Source organism: Nocardioides sp., assembly GCF_964228225.1.
Classification (GTDB): Bacteria; Actinomycetota; Actinomycetes; order Propionibacteriales; family Nocardioidaceae; genus Nocardioides.
In genome coordinates, this window is record NZ_CAXQZB010000078.1 from 1 (window position 1) to 12,175 (window position 12,175).

The window sequence follows — 12,175 nt, forward strand, 5'->3', positions numbered from 1 at the left end:
CGGGCGAGAGCACCGGCGAGGTCACCCAGGCCGAGATGCCGGGCGTCCTGGTCGCCGGGGACGACGCGGCCCCCGCGCCGCCCCCGCCCTTCGAGGAGCCGCCCGCCCGACCCCTCTTCGCCCCCGACCCTCCCGAGGGCGCCCCGGTGCGCCGCAGCCGGCAGCCCGATCCCGGCAGGGACTCCCAGCAGTACTGGCCGTGGGACACCGAGGCCGGCTCCCGCACCGGCGGTGCCGGCGGGGGTGCCGGCGGCGGCTGGGTCGACACCGGGTGGCCCACCGGCACCGGGCCGGTCGTGGAGGAGGAGGTCCCCGGTCGCAGCTCGTTCCGGGTGGCCGCGATCCTGCTCGCCGCCCTCGTCGTCCTCGTCGCCGTGACCGTCGCCTTCAACCTCGGACGCGGCCGCACCCCCCTCGGGACCGTCCCGGAGGAGGAGTCACCCTCGGCCACCGCCTCCGCCCCCGCCGAGGTCGGCCCGCTCGACGTCGCGTCGGTGAGCGACCTCGACCCGCAGGGCAGCGACGGCGGGGAGTACCCCGAGCTCACCGGTCTGGTCGTCGACGGCGACCCCGCCACGGCGTGGCGCACCTCGACCTACAAGCAGGACTTCGGTCCGGGCGGGCTCAAGGACGGCGTCGGGCTGGTGCTCGACCTCGGTGAGGCCCGCAGCGTCGCCGAGGTGGCGCTGCGCCTGGTGGGGTCGCCCACGGACCTCGAGCTGTACGTCGTCGACGAGGCGCCCACCGGCGTACCCTCCGAGCAGGGGCTGTCCCCCGCCGCCACCGTCTCCGCCGCCTCGGAGGAGACGGTCGTGCTCGACGAGCCCGCGTCGGGCCGCTACCTCGTCGTGTGGATCACCTCGCTGCCCACGGTCCCCGACGGGTTCCGCAGCGAGGTCGCCGAGGTGGTCCCGCGCGGATGAGCACCTCCACCGGGCCGGAGGCCCCCACGGACTGGTCCGCCCTCGAGGACCGCGCGCTGCTCGCGGCGCACGTCGAGGGACGCGACGGCGCCTTCGCCGAGCTCTTCCGCCGCCACCGCGACCGGCTGTGGGCCGTCGCGCTGCGCACCACCGGCAACCCCGAGGACGCCGCCGACGGTCTTCAGGACGGCATGATCGCGGCCTACCGCCGCGCCGGCTCCTTCCGCGGCGATGCGGCGGTGACGACCTGGCTGCACCGCGTCGTCGTCAACGCCTGCCTCGACCGCCTCCGCGCGGCCAAGGTCCGACGTGCCCAACCGCTGCCCGAGGACCTCGAGGAGTACGGCGCTCGGCTGGCCGGCCCGAGGGAGGCGGCCGCACCCGAGCAGCCCGACGCGGCCGCGGTCCGGGCCGACGAGCGGCGACTGGTGCTGGGTGCGCTCGCGGCGCTGCCCGCGGACCAGCGTGCGGCGCTGGTGCTGGTCGACATGGAGGGCTACCCCGTCGCCGAGGCCGCCGTGATCCTCGGCTGCGCCGTCGGCACCGTGAAGTCGCGGTGCTCACGCGGGCGGGCGCGCCTGGCCACCGTGCTGGCACCCTTGTTGGCGGACATCGAGGCGGGTGAGCGGGGACACGCCCGGTCACGGAACCCCTCGGCGGAGCCGGACGTCGGACCCACGGACGCACGCGGGCCGCCCACCCCGCAGACCTGATCCCCCACCGACACGTACCGCCAGCACCAGCCCCGAAGACGACCACCAGGAACGAGGAGCCGTCGTGGCCGAGCACCTGAGCCCCGAGCAGGAGGCGCGCCTGCGCCGGCTGCTGGCGCGCTCACGCCACGACGAGCGGGTCCCCGACGACGTGGCCGAGCACCTCGACGGCGTCCTGGCCCGTCTGGAGGCGGGTGACCCCGAGCTGACCGGGCCCCGTGCGCGCAAGGCCGAGGTCTACGCGCTGGCCGCGCGCCGTCGTCGTACCGCCGCGACGATGCTCGCCGCGGCTGCCGCCGTCGCCGTGGTCGGCGTCGGCCTGGGGCAGGTCGTCGGCAGCAGCGCCGGCGAGGACTCCCTCATGGCCGAGTCCGACACGGCCGCCAGCGACGACAGCGCCGAGTCCGCCGACCGGTCCGAGGGCCGAGCCTCCGGCGAGGACCTCGACGCCACCGGCGGCGGGGAGATCGACGACCAGCTGGACGAGGGGCTCGACGAGGAGCTGGCCGCAGGCGCCGAGATGCTCTCGGACGGTGCCGTCTCCGACTTCTCCGCGCTGGAGGACCTCGTGGTCCTCCGCGGCAGGCTGGCCGACGTCCGCGAGGAGCGCTTCACCCGGGCCGCGACCCGCATCCAGCGCCTGGTGATCGGCGGCGACGCCGAGGTCGCCCCCCAGGACACCACCTCCCTGCGCCGCGCCGCGCCGCGGGTGCAGCGCGCCTGGCAGGGCTGCGCCCCGGCCGACTGGGGTCCTGGCACCCCTGTCGCGGTCCTCTACGAGCGCTCCCCCGCGGTGCTGGTCTTCCGTCCCGCCACCGGGGACGCCCAGGTCGCCGACCTGGTGCAGTGCGGCACCGGCGAGGTCCTGCGCTCTGTCACCCTCCCCGGCCGCTGAGCGCCGCCTGCCGGCGCCGGCCCGTCGCCTGCCGGTCGCCGGCAGCAGGTGTCCACCCGGTGAACGGGGGTGAGCCCGACCGCACTGCGCCCGGGGAAGGAATGCCGCTCGCCTACGATCGGTTCCACCCCCGTGCGGCCGACCGGTCGCCCACCGTCTGCCACCGAGGCGAGGAGAGCAGGACACCCATGTCCGACAGCATCCGCAACGTGATCATCATCGGCTCAGGACCCTCCGGGTACACCGCCGCCGTCTACGCCGCCCGGGCCAGCCTCGAGCCGCTGGTCTTCGAGGGCTCCGTGACCGCCGGCGGCGCGCTGATGAACACCACCGAGGTCGAGAACTTCCCGGGCTTCCGCGACGGCATCATGGGCCCGGCGCTGATGGACGAGATGCGCGCCCAGGCCGAGCGCTTCGGCGCCGAGCTGGTGGCCGACGACGTCGTCGAGGTCGACCTCACCGGCGACCTCAAGGTCGTCCGCACCGCCACCGACACCTACACGGCGCGGTCGGTGATCCTCGCGACCGGCTCGGGCTACCGCAAGCTCGACCTGCCCCGCGAGGACGAGCTGTCCGGGCGCGGCGTGTCGTGGTGCGCGACCTGCGACGGCTTCTTCTTCCGCGAGCAGCACATCGCGGTGGTGGGCGGCGGCGACTCCGCCGTCGAGGAGGCCACCTTCCTCACCCGCTTCGCCTCGAAGGTCTCGATGATCGTGCGCCGCGACGAGCTGCGGGCCTCCAAGATCATGCAGGAGCGGGCCTTCGCCGACCCGAAGCTGGAGATCGTCTGGAACTCCGCGGTGGACCAGATCCACGGCGAGGACCGACTCGAGGGGCTCACCCTGCGCGACACCGTCACCGGTGAGACCTCCTCGCTGCCGGCCACCGGCCTGTTCATCGCGATCGGCCACGACCCGCGCTCGGAGCTGCTCGCCGGCCAGGTGGACCTCGACGCCGACGGCTACGTCGTCGTCGACCACCCCTCGACGCGCACCAACCTGCCCGGCGTGTTCGCCTGCGGCGACCTGGTCGACCACCACTACCGCCAGGCCATCACCGCCGCCGGCACCGGCTGTGCGGCCGCGCTCGACGCCGAGCGCTACATCGCCGAGCTCGACCAGCTGGCCGCCGCGGCCCGCTGAGGCCCGCTGAGGCCCGGACCTGCACCACGACGGCCCGCCACACCCCGGCGGGTCGTCCCCGGGAACAAGCCGCGATGCGCGGTTGTTCTCCTGACATCCGACTCACGCAGAGTCGCACCACCGATCCGAAAGGCACCACCGTGGGCAACATCGCTGCCGTCACCGACGCCGAGTTCGACGCCACTGTCCTGAAGTCCGACAAGCCCGTCCTCGTGGACTTCTGGGCCGAGTGGTGCGGCCCGTGCCGCCAGGTCGCCCCGATCCTGGAGGAGCTCGCGGGCGAGCACGGCGAGAAGCTGACGTTCCTCAAGATGAACGTCGACGAGAACCCCGTGACGCCCTCGACCTACCGGGTCACCGGCATCCCGACGATCAACGTCTACCAGGGCGGCGAGGTCGTCCGCTCGATCGTCGGCGCGAAGCCGAAGGCCGCGCTGCTGCGCGACCTCGAGGAGTTCGTGGGCTGATCCCCCCGGGTCGTCGCGACCCGCTCCGCTCCACGCCACCGGGCGTCCCGCACCGTCGGGGCGCCCGGTTCGCGTCGGGGCCGCACCACCTCGACCACCCGGTCCACCGCCGCGCCCAGCTCCTCGCGCCAGGACACCGCCGCCCGGAGGTCGAGCCGCAGCCGCGGGGTCGAGGGGTGGGGGCGCTGCACGTGGAAGCCCTGGCGTCGCAGGTAGTCGGCCGGGATCAGGCACGGCGAGCCGATCGTCGTGCCGAACGCCTCCAGGGCACGCACGCCGTCGCGGTCGACCAGGGTGCGCAGCGCCGCCCGCACGAGCAGCCGGCCCACACCGTGGCCCCGGGCGTCGGGCACGACCCGCAGCGCGGCGAGCCGCAGGGCGTCCGGCGACACCGGTGCCGTCGGACGGGCGGCCGCCCCCGGCGCCAGGTGCGGGGCGAGGACGAGCACGAGGCCCACCGGCCGGTCGTCCTCCAGCGCGACGTACGCGCACTCGTCCCACTCCCGCCGGACCGCCTCGATCCAGGCCCACGTCGTGGCGGCGGCCACCGCGACCCCGGGCCGCTCCTGCCAGGTGTGGCAGGTCAGGCAGGGGACCGCCGCCGTCCCACTGAGCTCGACGCCGGCCAGCGCGGCGTGGTGCTCCCGGGTCATCGGCACCACCCGTCGGCTCACGCGTTCGAGTCTGCCACCCGGGTCCCACGTCCCACCGGGGAACTCGGAGGCGCACGCCGCGGGTGACCTGCGAGGATGGACCGGTGCGACAGATCCGACAGAGCCGCAAGCTGAACGACGTCCGCTACGACGTGCGGGGTCCGATCCTGGTGGAGGCTCAGCGGCTGGAGGCCGAGGGTCACCGGATCCTCAAGCTCAACATCGGCAACCCCGCGCCCTTCGGCTTCGAGGCGCCCGAGGCGATCCTCGCCGACGTCAAGCACCACCTCGCCGAGGCGCAGGGCTACAGCGACTCCCGCGGCATCTTCTCCGCCCGCACCGCCGTGGCGCAGTACTACCAGGGCCGGGGGCTGCGCGACACCGCCGTGGACGACGTGTTCATCGGCAACGGCGTCTCCGAGCTCATCTCGATGGTGCTGCAGGCCTTCCTCGACGACGGCAACGAGATCCTCGTGCCCGCCCCCGACGACCCGCTGTGGACCGGTGCGGTCACGCTCTCCGGCGGCACCCCGGTGCACTACCGGTGCGACGAGGAGAACGGCTGGAACCCCGATCTGGCCGACATCGAGTCCAAGATCACCGAGCACACCCACGGCCTGGTGATCATCAACCCCAACAACCCCACCGGCGCGGTGTACAGCAAGGAGATCGTGGCCGGGCTGGTCGACATCGCCCGTCGCCACGACCTCGTCGTGTTCGCCGACGAGATCTACGAGAAGATCCTCTTCGACGACGCCGTGCACCACCACGCGGCCACCGCGGCCGGCGACGACGTGCTGTGCCTGACCTTCAGCGGGCTCTCGAAGGCCTACCGCGTGTGCGGCTACCGCGCCGGCTGGGTGATGATCTCCGGGCCCAAGGAGCGCGCCGTCGACTTCATCGAGGGGCTGACGCTGATCGCGAACATGCGGATGTGCGCCAACGTGCCGGCCCAGCACGCCATCCAGACCGCGCTCGGCGGCTACCAGTCGATCGAGGAGCTGATCGTCCCGGGCGGCCGGTTCTACGAGCAGGCGATGCTCGCCGACCGGCTGCTCAACGAGATCCCCGGCGTCAGCTCGGTGCGCCCCAGCGGTGCGCTGTACTGCTTCCCGCGGCTGGACCCCGCGGTTTACCCCATCGAGGACGACCAGGAGTTCGTGCTCGACCTGTTGCGGGCCAAGAAGATCCTGGTCACCCACGGCACCGGCTTCAACTGGTTCGAGCCCGACCACTTCCGGCTCGTCACGCTGCCCGACGTCACGGTGCTGGAGGAGGCGATCGGCCGGATCGCCGACTTCCTCGCGACCAGGCGCTGAGGAGGTCGCCCGGGCCGGGGGGCCGCGCCGTAGGATCCGGCACGTGCGCGACATCACCTACCCGCCCATCATCGTCACCGCCAAGCTCGCCTTCCGCGCGCTGGGGCAGCGGTTCCAGATGGAGGGCACCGAGCACGTGCCCCGCTCGGGCGGCGTGCTGCTCGCGGTCAACCACATCGGCTACGTCGACTTCATCTACGGCGGACTGGCCGCCAACCCCTCGGGCCGCAAGGTGCGTTTCATGGCCAAGCGCGAGCTCTTCGACCACCGCTACACCGGTCCGCTGATGCGCTCGCTGCACCACATCGAGGTCGACCGGGCCGACGGCAACCGGTCCCTGGAGGTGGCGCTGGAGTACCTCAAGGCGGGCGAGGCCGTCGGGATCTTCCCCGAGGCCACGATCTCGCGCAGCTTCGAGCTCAAGGAGTTCAAGACCGGCGCGGTGCGGATCGCCGCCGAGGCCGGCGTGCCGCTGGTCCCGGTGATCCTGTGGGGCACCCAGCGGATGATGACCAAGGGCCACCCCCGCGACTTCTCGCGCGGCAAGACCATCGCGGTGCGGGTCGGAGCACCGATGCACCCCACCGGCGCCGATCCCGTCGCGGAGACCACCGAGCTGCGCGAGCGCATGGCGGCGATGTTGGAGGAGACGATCCGCTCCTACCCCGCCGCCGAGCAGCCCCCCGGCTCCTGGTGGCTCCCCGCGGCCCACGGCGGCTCGGCCCCCACGCCCGAGGAGGCGGAGCGCCTCGACGCCGAGGAGAAGCGCGAGCGCGCGGCGAAGCGGGCTGCCAAGCGCGCCCAGGAATCTTAATCTACCAAGCAATAAGTCTCTTTGTCGATAAATAGACCGGGCGAGCGTACACCGGACCGCCCTCACCGCAGTGCGGGTGGGCACGGTGGAACGTCGCACCAAGCATTCGGCAGGTGATTCCGGCCGAGCCGGCTGCCGATTGCTGGTGACGACGACGCTCGGCCCACGTGGGGCGGACCGGCGGAGCGAGCCCGTTCAGTCGGTCTTGTCGGGGTCCATGAGCGCGACGATGCGCCGCAGGTCGTCCAGCGACGCGAACTCGACGGTGATCTTGCCCTTGCGCTGACCGAGGTCCACCTTGACGCGGGTCTCGAAGCGGTCGCCGAGACGGTCGGCGAGCTCGGCAAGACCGGGGGCCACCGGCTTGCGGCGCACCTGGCGGGCGGCGCGGCCCGGCTCCCCCACCGCGACGATCTCCTCGAGCCCGCGCACGCTGATGCCCTCGGCGATCACGCGCTGGGCGAGGCGGTCCTGCAGGTCGGGGTCCTCGATGGCGAGCAGTGCGCGCGCGTGACCGGCCGACAGCACCCCGGCGGCCACTCGGCGCTGCACGGCGGGCGTGAGCCGCAACAGGCGCAGGGTGTTGCTGATCTGGGGCCGGCTGCGACCGATCCGCTGGGCGAGCTCGTCGTGGGTGCAGCCGAAGTCCTCGAGCAGCTGTGCGTACGCGGACGCCTCCTCCAGCGGGTTCAGCTGACTGCGGTGGAGGTTCTCGAGCAGGGCGTCGCGCAGCATGTCGACGTCCTCGGTCTGACGCACGATCGCGGGGATCGCCGTCAGGCCCGCCTCCTGGGAGGCGCGCCACCGCCGTTCGCCCATGATGAGCTCGTACGACTCCGGACCGCGCGCTCGCACGACGATCGGCTGCAGCAGGCCGACCTCGCGGATGGAGTGCACCAGCTCGGCGAGCGCCTCCTCGTCGAACACCTGGCGCGGCTGCACGGCGTTGGGCACGATCTGGCCGATCGGCAGCTCGGCGAAGTACGCGCCGTCGACCGGCGCCAGCGACGTCCCGGTGCCGCCCTCCCCCGCCGCGACGGAGGCGGGGGCCGCGGGTGCGGACGACCCCGCGGCCGCCGGGTCGCCGGTGCTCTCGACGGGCGCGGTGGGGATCAGCGATCCCAGTCCCCGCCCGAGGCCGCGCTTGGCGGGCCCACTCATCGCTGTCCTCCCTTGGTCGCGATCTCCCGGGCGGCCTCGAAGTAGCTGAGCGCTCCGGGGGAGCCGGGGTCGTAGGTCATCACGGTCTGGCTGTACGACGGCGCCTCGGAGACGCGCACCGAGCGCGGGATGTTGGTCTTGAGCACGACGTCGGTGGCGAAGTGGGCGCGCACCTCCTCCGCGACGCCGGCCGAGAGCCGGGTCCGGGCGTCGTACATCGTCAGCAGCACGGTGGTGACCGCGAGGCCGGGGTTGAGGTTGAGGCGCACCATCTCGACGGTCTCCAGCAGCTGCGCCAGGCCCTCCAGGGCGTAGTACTCCGCCTGGATCGGGATCATCATCTCGTCACCCCCGGCGAGGGCGTTGAGCGTGAGCAGGCCGAGGGAGGGCGGGCAGTCCACGAGCACGTAGTCGAAGCGCTCCTCCCCCGCGGTCTCGGCGTCGCCCACGAGGGGGTGCGCCTGGATCGCCTTGCGCAGGCGGGTCTCGCGGGCGACGACACTGACCAGCTCGATCTCCGCGCCGGCCAGGTCGATCGTGGCCGGGACGACCCACAGGGACTCCAGGTCGGGGCAGGGCCGGACCACGTCCACCAGCGGCATGCCGTCCACCAGGACGTCGTAGGTCGAGGGCACCCCACGGCGGTGCTCGACACCGAGGGCGGTGGAGGCGTTGCCCTGCGGGTCGAGGTCGATCACGAGCACCCGCTGCCCCATCTGCGCCAGGGCGGCACCGACGTTCACCGTGGTGGTGGTCTTGCCGACCCCGCCCTTCTGGTTGGCGACGACGAAGACGCGGGTGCGCGAGGGGCGCGGCGCCGCAGGACGTCGGCCGACGTCCTGCCGTGCGATCACGCTGTACTGGGCCGCCCGCGCCAGCGGGGTCGCCTCGTGGTCGAGCCGGTCGTCCCACGCAGCGAGGTCACCCGCGGTCGGCACATCTCCAGCACTCATCAACTGCTCCGTTTCACGTGAAACACTCCGTCCCCTGCCTGGGGATGAAGGACCCGAATCTGTGGACAGTCCCGCTCAGCGAGCGGGCTCCACCTGGGGAAAACTTGTGGGGGACGCCGATCCGTCACGTTCTCCGGGGAGACCGGGAGCGTACCGATCCGGCCTTGCCCTTGGCGACTTTGACGACGCGCACGACGGCCGTCTCCGGGACGCCGTCGGCACCACCGACCGCGACGACCTCCGGCCGGCCTCCACCCAGACGCCGCAGCACACCACCGTGCTCCGCCACCTCGTCCGCCGCCCGGTCACCCTTGAGCGCGAGCATCTCGCCGCCCACGACCACCAGCGGCAACGACCATCCCGCCAGCCGGTCCAGCGGCGCGACCGCACGGGAGGTGACGACGTCGAAGTCCTCGACGCCCAGGATCTCCTCGGCGCGCGCCCGGATCACCGAGACCCGATCCAGGCCGAGCTCGGCGACGACCTCCTGGAGGAAGGTCGCACGCCGCAGGAGCGGCTCGATGAGCACGACCTCCAGGTCCGGCCGCGCCAGCGCGAGCGGGATCCCGGGCAGGCCGGCACCCGAGCCGATGTCACCGACGCGGACACCGTCGGCCGGCAAGGAGGCGAAGGCCGCCGAGTTGAGGATGTGGCGCTCCCAGATGCGGTCATGCTCCCGCGGGCCGATCAACCCGCGCTCCACACCCACCGTCACGAGGAGGTCCGCGTACCGCTCCGCCCGGGGGAGGCGGTCAGCAAACACCCCCTGCGCCGCGGACGGCGCAGGGGGTGTTTCACGTGAAACATCGCCCACGGGTGGCCTCAGCTCGGCAGCACCACGACGAAGCGGCGGGGCTCGACGCCCTCCGACTCCGACGCCAGCCCGGCGGCGGCGACAGCGTCGTGCACGACCTTGCGCTCGAAGGGAGACATCGGCTCGAGCGACAGCGGCGCACCGGACTCCCGCACCTGCGCGACGGCGTCGGCCGCCACCTTCTCCAGGCGGGTCCGCTTGTCGGCCCGGAAGCCCGAGATGTCGAGCATCAGGCGCGAGCGCTCCCCGGTCTCGCGGTAGACCGCGAGCCGGGTGAGCTCCTGCAGCGCCTCGAGAACCTCGCCGTCACGACCGACCAGCTGCTGCAGGTCGGCGCCCACGATCGAGACCGCCGCCCGGTCACCCTCCACGTCCATGTCGAGGTCGCCGTCGAGGTCGGCGATGTCGAGCAGCTCCTCGAGGTAGTCCGCGGCGATGTCGCCCTCGGCCTCGAGCTGCTGCACCCGGTCGGTGCTGGTGGACTCCGCGGTCATCGGCCGCCTCCCTGCTTCTTCTGGTTCTGGCGAGCACCGGCAGCACGCTGACGCTCGGCCTTGGTCTGTCGCTTCGGCTGCTGGCGGGCGGCGGGACGCGGCGCCTCCTTCTCCAGGGTCACCTCGTCCTCCACCTCCTCGCCGCGGGCCAGGGCCTTCTCACGGTCACGCTTGGACTTCGCCGCGAACGCGGGCGTGCCGGGGGCCGGGTTGTTGCGGATCACGTAGAACTGCTGGCCCATCGTCCACAGGTTCGACGTCGTCCAGTACAGGAGCACACCGATCGGGAACGCCACACCGCCCAGGCCGAAGACGACCGGGAGGACGTAGAGCAGCAGCTTCTGCTGACGCGCGTAGGGGCCCTGGAGGGCGTCGGCCGGCATGTTCTTGCTCATCAGCTGGCGCTGGGTGGTGAACGTCGTCGCGGTCATCGCGATGACCAGGATGATCGCCACGATCCGGACGGCGTTGCTGCCCTCGGGGTTGAGGAACGTCCCGGCCAGCCGGATCGTGCCACCGATCGCGGACTCACCGAAGTTCTGGGCCAGCTCCTCGTTGAGGAAGCCGTGGGCCTTGCCGCTCTTCGCCGCCTGGTCGAGCAGGCGGAAGAGGGCGAAGAAGATCGGCATCTGCAGCAGGAGCGGCAGGCACGAGGCGAACGGGTTGGTGCCGTTCTCCCGGTACAGCTTCATCGTCTCCTCGCCCAGCTTCTGCCGGTCGTGGCCGTACTTCTTCTGCAGCTCGCGCACCTTGGGCTGGATCAGCTGCATGTTGCGCTGGGACTTGATCTGCTTGACGAACAGCGGGATCAGCAGCATCCGGATCACCAGCGTCAGGCCGATGATCGACAGCGCCCAGGCGGTGCCGCCGCGCTCGTCGAGGCCGAGGGTGGTGAACAGCCAGTGCCAGCCGAGCATGATCGCCGAGATGGCGTAGTACAGCGGCGTCATGATGAAGCTGCCGATCGCACCGAAGACGTCCACGGTTCAGGCTCCTTGGGAGTGCAGATGCGCCGCGTCGGTGCGGCGTCGGGTTCGAGGGGGCGGGACCTTGTCGACCCCGCCCGGGGCCCACGGGTGGCAGCGCAGCAGGCGCCGACCCGCCAACCAGGAGCCGCGCAGGCTCCCGTGCACCTGGACGGCCTCCAGGGCGTAGGCCGAACAGGTCGGCCAGTAGCGGCACACGTCGCCGTACAGCGGCGAGATCGCGAACCGGTAGGCCCGCAACAGGCCGATGAGCAGGTACTTCACGGCGTGCCCGCCGGCGCCGGGGCGAACCGTGACCAGGCCGCGTGTGCGTCGGCGACGACGCCGTCGCCCTCGGCCCCGGGCAGCGCCCGGACGACGACGCGGACCCCGGTGGGTCGTGCGGCGACCCAGGCGCGCGCGGCATGACGGAGCCGTCGCTGCACCCGATGGCGCACGACCGAGCCCCCGACGCGCTTGCCGACCACGAACCCGACCGTAGTCGGGGCCTGGGAACCGTCGGCCAGGACGTGCAGGACCACCGATCCCCCGACAAGACGACGGCCCCGCCGGGTCACCTCACGGAACTCGGCGGGGTCGGTCAGTCGATGGGTCCGGGGGAGCACCGGCGTCGGATCGCGGTGCGACCGGTCTCAGACGGCCAGGTCCTTGCGGCCCTTGCGACGGCGGTTGGCCAGGATGGCGCGGCCGGCACGGGTCCGCATGCGCAGCCGGAAGCCGTGCACCTTGTGGCGACGACGGTTGTTCGGCTGGTAGGTGCGCTTGCTCACGGGTGGTCCTCACGGGTGTGCGATCGGGAAGCGCCGGACGGGGCCGGCGAGCGGCGCTCGGCAGGACCGCG

Annotated in this window: 15 protein-coding genes and 1 pseudogene; 7 read left to right on the forward strand and 9 right to left on the reverse strand. The window is 72.7% G+C overall.

Features of this window, described 5'->3' with window-relative positions; all coding sequences use genetic code 11:
• The 5 genes and pseudogenes from ACERUJ_RS17730 to trxA form a co-directional block, all read left to right on the forward strand.
• A pseudogene (locus tag ACERUJ_RS17730) lies at nt 1–923 on the forward strand (hypothetical protein); the annotation flags it as partial.
• Nucleotides 920–1,636, forward strand: a complete 717-nt coding sequence (gene sigM / locus ACERUJ_RS17735) for an RNA polymerase sigma factor SigM (RefSeq protein WP_370074720.1) — start codon at nt 920–922, stop codon at nt 1,634–1,636. The pseudogene ACERUJ_RS17730 and the gene sigM, both read left to right, overlap by 4 nt.
• Nucleotides 1,637–1,700: 64 nt before the next feature.
• Nucleotides 1,701–2,531 (forward strand): hypothetical protein, encoded by an 831-nt coding sequence (locus ACERUJ_RS17740; protein ID WP_370037590.1) that lies wholly within the window; start codon nt 1,701–1,703, stop codon nt 2,529–2,531.
• A 188-nt stretch (nt 2,532–2,719) separates the two neighbouring features.
• Nucleotides 2,720–3,673 (forward strand): thioredoxin-disulfide reductase, encoded by a 954-nt coding sequence (gene trxB, locus ACERUJ_RS17745; RefSeq protein ID WP_370250213.1) that lies wholly within the window; start codon nt 2,720–2,722, stop codon nt 3,671–3,673.
• Between the two features lie 140 nt (nt 3,674–3,813).
• Nucleotides 3,814–4,140: a thioredoxin gene (trxA, locus tag ACERUJ_RS17750; protein ID WP_370250214.1), complete on the forward strand. Its 327-nt coding sequence runs from the start codon at nt 3,814–3,816 to the stop codon at nt 4,138–4,140.
• Here trxA and ACERUJ_RS17755 read toward each other — a convergent pair.
• Entirely contained in the window at nt 4,053–4,814 is a 762-nt protein-coding gene (locus tag ACERUJ_RS17755) for a GNAT family N-acetyltransferase (RefSeq protein WP_370250215.1), read from the reverse strand. The genes trxA and ACERUJ_RS17755 overlap by 88 nt on opposite strands.
• Nucleotides 4,815–4,897: 83 nt before the next feature.
• Between ACERUJ_RS17755 and ACERUJ_RS17760 the strand changes: the two genes are divergently transcribed.
• Nucleotides 4,898–6,112 carry a pyridoxal phosphate-dependent aminotransferase gene (locus tag ACERUJ_RS17760; RefSeq protein WP_370250216.1) on the forward strand — a complete coding sequence of 405 codons (1,215 nt, stop codon included), beginning with the start codon at nt 4,898–4,900 and terminating at the stop codon, nt 6,110–6,112.
• Nucleotides 6,113–6,155: 43 nt separating this feature from the next.
• A complete protein-coding gene (locus ACERUJ_RS17765; protein WP_370250217.1) occupies nt 6,156–6,926 on the forward strand; it encodes a lysophospholipid acyltransferase family protein in 771 nt (256 codons plus the stop codon).
• Between the two features lie 195 nt (nt 6,927–7,121).
• Here ACERUJ_RS17765 and ACERUJ_RS17770 read toward each other — a convergent pair whose 3' ends face one another.
• The 8 genes from ACERUJ_RS17770 to rpmH form a co-directional block, all read right to left on the reverse strand.
• A complete protein-coding gene (locus ACERUJ_RS17770; protein ID WP_370250218.1) occupies nt 7,122–8,087 on the reverse strand; it encodes a ParB/RepB/Spo0J family partition protein in 966 nt (321 codons plus the stop codon).
• Nucleotides 8,084–9,040: a ParA family protein gene (locus tag ACERUJ_RS17775; protein WP_370250220.1), complete on the reverse strand. Its 957-nt coding sequence runs from the start codon at nt 9,038–9,040 to the stop codon at nt 8,084–8,086. The genes ACERUJ_RS17770 and ACERUJ_RS17775 overlap by 4 nt, the downstream gene beginning before the upstream one ends.
• 124 nt (nt 9,041–9,164) lie before the next feature.
• Nucleotides 9,165–9,854, reverse strand: a complete 690-nt coding sequence (gene rsmG / locus ACERUJ_RS17780; protein ID WP_370250221.1) for a 16S rRNA (guanine(527)-N(7))-methyltransferase RsmG — start codon at nt 9,852–9,854, stop codon at nt 9,165–9,167.
• Nucleotides 9,855–9,862: 8 nt separating this feature from the next.
• On the reverse strand, nt 9,863–10,348 hold the full coding sequence (locus ACERUJ_RS17785) for a protein jag (protein ID WP_370250222.1): 486 nt from the start codon (nt 10,346–10,348) through the stop codon (nt 9,863–9,865).
• Nucleotides 10,345–11,298: a membrane protein insertase YidC gene (yidC, locus tag ACERUJ_RS17790; protein WP_370250414.1), complete on the reverse strand. Its 954-nt coding sequence runs from the start codon at nt 11,296–11,298 to the stop codon at nt 10,345–10,347. The genes ACERUJ_RS17785 and yidC overlap by 4 nt, the downstream gene beginning before the upstream one ends.
• A 36-nt stretch (nt 11,299–11,334) precedes the next feature.
• Nucleotides 11,335–11,598: a membrane protein insertion efficiency factor YidD gene (gene yidD, locus ACERUJ_RS17795; protein WP_370250223.1), complete on the reverse strand. Its 264-nt coding sequence runs from the start codon at nt 11,596–11,598 to the stop codon at nt 11,335–11,337.
• On the reverse strand, nt 11,595–11,939 hold the full coding sequence (gene rnpA / locus ACERUJ_RS17800) for a ribonuclease P protein component (protein WP_370250224.1): 345 nt from the start codon (nt 11,937–11,939) through the stop codon (nt 11,595–11,597). Before rnpA ends, yidD begins: the two co-directional genes overlap by 4 nt.
• A 27-nt stretch (nt 11,940–11,966) precedes the next feature.
• Nucleotides 11,967–12,104 (reverse strand): 50S ribosomal protein L34, encoded by a 138-nt coding sequence (rpmH, locus tag ACERUJ_RS17805; RefSeq protein WP_370250226.1) that lies wholly within the window; start codon nt 12,102–12,104, stop codon nt 11,967–11,969.
• Between the last annotated feature and the right edge of the window lie 71 nt (nt 12,105–12,175).